A 3,791-nucleotide genomic window follows, 5' to 3' on the forward strand; every position below is an offset into this window, starting at 1 on the left:
GCGCCAGTCGTTGATGCCCTTGTCGACGACCTCCTTGGGATAGATCTGGGTGTAGTAGCCGAAGCCCAGGCGATAGTCCCACTCGCTGTTGTAGTGCTTCATGAAGACCGTGAGCGTGTGCGGGCCGGTGGCCTCGATGCGGTCCACGAATTCGTAGAGGTTGGCTGGGGCGCGCTTGGAGGCCATCTGCCGGTTCAGGCTGTAGACCACGTCTTCGGCGGTGAGCTCGCGCGCGTCCATGACGCCTTCCTTGGCGGGGAACATGATGCCTTCGCGCAGCTTGATCTCCACGCGCAGCGGGTCGTCCCTGACTTCCCAGCTTTCGGCCAGCTCGCCGCGCTGGGCCTCCGGCGCCAGCCAGGCGTCGGGTTCGAAGTTGAACTTGCCGCCGCGGCTCTGGGCCTTGGAGAGGTCGCCCGCGATCAGCGACTCGTAGATGTGGCCGGCGTCGTTGTTCATCTTCCAGACGGAGTCGGCCGGGTCCCAGGTCAACGCACTCAGCGTGGGGTAGTAATTGATGATCTCCAGCTTGCCGCCGTACGTCGGCTCCTCCGCCGCATGGGCAAGAGCGCCGCCCAGCAGGGCAGTGCCGATGGCCAACGCGCCGGTGGCGGCTTTCAGGTGGGACAGGGTCATGCAAAATCTCCGTGCTTCTTGGTCGAGGCTGCTGGCCGCAGCAGCCGGGTCGTTGTGGCCGATCGGCCCGCAGGCGTGAAAGCCCGTGCCGCATCGGCGATGGTTGCGATCATTTCAGCCTCCGCCCGGCCGCCCGAAGGAGGCTGAAGCCCCCCTGGGAGGCGCGCGTCAGCGCGTAGGGAGGGATCATCTCAATACCCCATCTTCTTCTTGAGGTCCTGGTCGATCCAGATGCGCGCATAGATGGGCCCGGGCTTGACCGAGCCGGCGCGCAGCTCGCCGTCGTAGCCCTTCACCCAGGGCCACCAGGCGGCATACGTATAGGCCGTGGGCAGGTAGACGTAGGCCGCGTCCGACAGCACCAGGTCGGTGAGTTCGTGCAGCAGTTCGGTCTGTCCGGCCTCATCGTCTTCCCGGAACACGGCCAGCATCCCCTCGTTGAACTCGGCGCTGTCGTACATGGCCGGGTTCCAGGGGTCGCCGGGCGTGAACGAGTTGTACAGCGCGGCTGCCGGGTTGCTGTGGCCCTTGCTCATCATGTAGCCGGCGGCATGGTTCTTGGCGTTCATGGCGCCGAAGAAGGCGCCGTACTCCATGGGCACGATCTCCATGGTCACGCCGATCTGCTCGTAGTAGGCCGCGAGCAGGGGCATGAGCTCCATGTGGGACGGGTTGCAGGCACAGACCTGGGCCTGGAACTTGAAGCCCTTGGGATAGCCGGCCTCGGCCAGCAGTTGCTTCGCGCCATCGGGGTCGTAGGCGAAGAGCGCGCGCACGTTCTCTGGCAATTCGTCCAGCGGCCGGTAGATCCCCGCGTAGTCCGGATGCAGCGGGAAGGCGAGCATCTCGGCGTTGCCTTCGTACAGGGCGTCGATGATTTCCTGTTTGTTGACGGCCATGTTCATGGCGCGGCGCACGCGCACGTCGTCAAAGGGCTTGGTGTCGTTGCGCAGGGCGAGCAGGACGCCGAAATGCATCAGCGAGCGCCGCCATTTCAGGTCGGGCGCGCTCTTTTTCAGCTCCTCGACCGCGCTCCAGCGGATCTGTTCCATGATGTCGACGCGGCCCGTGCGCAGCAGCGAGTGGCGCGTGCTTTCGTCCATCACGGTGCGGTAGGTGAAGCTGTCGACGTAGGGCAGGCGGTACGCCTTGCCGTCGATGGTTTCGCTGTCCCAGTAGTCGGGGTTGCGCTCGTAGGTGGCGAAGTTGCCCTGGGTGTAGTTGGCGATCCGGAAGGGGCCGGTGCCGTTGGCGTTGCGCCAGTCACTGATGCCCTTCTCGACGACTTCCCTGGGATAGATCTGGCTGTAGTAGCCGTAGCCCAGCCGGTAGTCCCAGTCGCTGCGGTACTCGTGCTTGAAGATCGTGAGCGTGTGCGGGCCGGTGGCCTCGACGCGATCCACGAAGCTGTAGTAGTCGGGCACGGCGCGCGGGGACTTCAGCAGGCGGTTCAGACTGTAGACCACGTCTTCGGCGGTGAGCTCGCGCGCCTCCATGACGCCGGGCTTGGCGGGAAACATGACGCCTTCGCGCAGCTTGATCTCGACGCGCCAGGGGTCGGGCTTGACCTCCCAGCTCTCGGCCAGCTCGCCGCGCTGCACGTCGGGCGGCAGCCAGGCGTCGGCCTGGAAAGTATGGCTGCCGCCCCGGCTGCTGGCCTTGCCGAGGTCGCCGGCGATGAGCGACTCGTAGATGTGCCCCGCGTCGTGGTTGATCTTCCACACGTAGTCTGCCGGGTCCCAACTGAGTGCGCTCAGCGTGGAGTAGTAGTTGATGATCTCGAGCTTGCCGCCGTATTGCGGCGCTTCGGCCGCCTGCGCGCCGGCGCCACCCAGCGCGGCGACCAGCGCGAGCGTGCCCGCGGCGGAAAGACGTTGCAGACTCATCTCAGTTCCCCCATGGTGTTGGCGCCATCTCGACGGATGAAACTGCGGCAGTGCGATCCAGGGCACCGCGGATCCGGCTTTTCCGGTCCGCCAGTGCCGCCCCCTGGGAGGCGCGCGTGAGCGCGTAGGGGGGGGCTTTCATCAATACCCCATCTTCTTCTTGAGGTCCTGATCGATCCAGATGCGCGAGTAGATCGGCCCCGGCTTGACCGCGCCCGCACGCGCCTCGCCGTCGTAGTTCTTCACCCACGGCCACCAGGCGCGGTAGATGTAGGGTGTCGGCAGGTACACGTACGGCGCATCGCCCAGGCCCAGGCGCGTCAGCTCGCGCAGGAGTTCGGCCTGCTTTTCAGGATCGCGCTCGCGGAAGGCGGCCTGCAGACCTTCGTTGAACTCCGGGTTGTCGTACATGGCCGGGTTCCAGGGATCGCCCGGGGTGTAGGAGTTGCGCAGCGCCGTGGTCGGGTTGCTGTGGCCCTTGCTCATCATGTAGCCGGCGGCATGGTTCTTGGCGTTCATCGCGCCGAAGAACGCGGCGTATTCCATGGGCACGATTTCCATGGTGACGCCGATCTGTTCGTAGTAGGCCGTGAGCAGCGGCATCAGCTCCATGTGCGCCGCGTTGCAGGCGCAGACCTGGGCCTGAAACTTGAAGCCCTTGGGATAGCCCGCCTCGGCCAGCAGCTTCTTGGCCTCGTCCGGGTCGTACTTGAAGACGGCCTGGACCTCCGCGGGCATGTCCTTCAGCGGTTCGTAGATGCCGAGATAGTCCGGATGCAGCGGGAAGCCCAGCATCTCGCCATTGCCGGCCCAGAGTGCGTCGATGATTTCCTGCTTGTTGACGGCCATGTTCATGGCGCGGCGCACGCGTACGTCGTCGAAGGGCTTGGTGTCGTTGCGCAGCGCGAGCAGGTAGCCCGTGTGCATCAGGGCGCGGCGCCACTGGAGATCGGGCGCGCTCTTTTTCAGCTCGTCCACCGCGTTCCAACGGATGAGCTCCATGATGTCCACGCGGCCGGTGCGCAGCAGCGAGAGCTGAGTGCTCTCGTCCTTGACAGTGCGATAGGTGAAGCCGTCGATGAAGGGAAGCTGGTATTCCTTGCCGTCGATGGTGGTCTTGTCCCAGTAGTCGGCATTGCGCTCGTAGGTGGCGAAGTTGCCCTGGGTGTAGTTGGCGAGTTTGAAGGGGCCCGAGCCGTTGGCGTTGCGCCAGTCGTTGATGCCCTTGTCGACGACCTCCTTGGGATAGATCTGGGTGTAGTAGCCGAA

General features: G+C 65.0%; 3 protein-coding genes. All 3 read right to left on the bottom strand.

Features of this window, described 5'->3' with window-relative positions; translation table 11 throughout:
* The coding region (locus FOZ76_RS27035) for an ABC transporter substrate-binding protein (protein WP_246129800.1) at window positions 1-636 on the bottom strand (636 nt) is incomplete at its 3' end.
* A gap of 191 nt (window positions 637-827) precedes the next feature.
* Entirely contained in the window at window positions 828-2,522 is a 1,695-nt protein-coding gene (locus tag FOZ76_RS27040) for an ABC transporter substrate-binding protein (protein ID WP_143951413.1), read from the bottom strand.
* Between the two features lie 141 nt (window positions 2,523-2,663).
* The coding region (locus tag FOZ76_RS27045; RefSeq protein ID WP_143951414.1) for an ABC transporter substrate-binding protein at window positions 2,664-3,791 on the bottom strand (1,128 nt) is incomplete at its 5' end.

The sequence above is a fragment of the Verticiella sediminum genome (genome assembly GCF_007558815.1).
In the GTDB taxonomy this organism is placed as follows: domain Bacteria; phylum Pseudomonadota; class Gammaproteobacteria; order Burkholderiales; family Burkholderiaceae_B; genus Verticiella; species Verticiella sediminum.